This is a genomic window from Streptomyces sp. P5F9 (assembly GCF_057961495.1).
On sequence record NZ_JBXVPZ010001069.1, the window covers coordinates 1 to 508 of the forward strand.

At 72.4% G+C, this 508-nt stretch carries 1 protein-coding gene; it reads left to right on the forward strand.

What is annotated here, in order from left to right; all coding sequences use genetic code 11:
• A partial coding sequence (locus AC31A1_RS52425; protein ID WP_489660075.1) for a TM2 domain-containing protein occupies positions 1 to 320 on the forward strand: 320 nt, incomplete at its 5' end.
• Positions 321 to 508 lie beyond the last annotated feature (188 nt).

Sequence of the window (508 nt, forward strand, 5' to 3'; positions counted from 1 at the left end):
AGCCGTCGGCGCCGGTCCCACCCGCCATGGCGCCGGCGTCGCGCCAAGGCGCCGGGCCGAGCGCTCCGAAGTCGGTCAGTATCGCGTACCTCTGGTGGTTCTTCCTCGGCCTGTTCGGCGCACACCACTTCTACCTCGGCCGGACCGGCCGAGGACTGGTCGACCTGTTCACCATCGGCCTCTGCGGTCTGGGCTGGCTCGCCGACGGGGCCACCCTGCCCCGCCAGGTCCGCAGCGCGAATGCCCGCAGAGCCTCGCGAGACGTCGTACCCCCTACGAACGCCACGGTCAGCTCAGACCTCCACGGCTCCGTCCGCTGACCGAGGCCCCGATTGCCGACGCGGCCCCGGACACGCTACGCGGACACCGCCACCACATGCTTGCCCGCGATGCCGCCGCGCTCGAACGCCCGGTGCGCGGCGGCGATGTCCGCTCGCCGAGGGCATCAACATCGCCGCCAGCGTTCGGCGCAACGCTCGTGACACCAGCAGGTCGCTCGCCCTCCTCG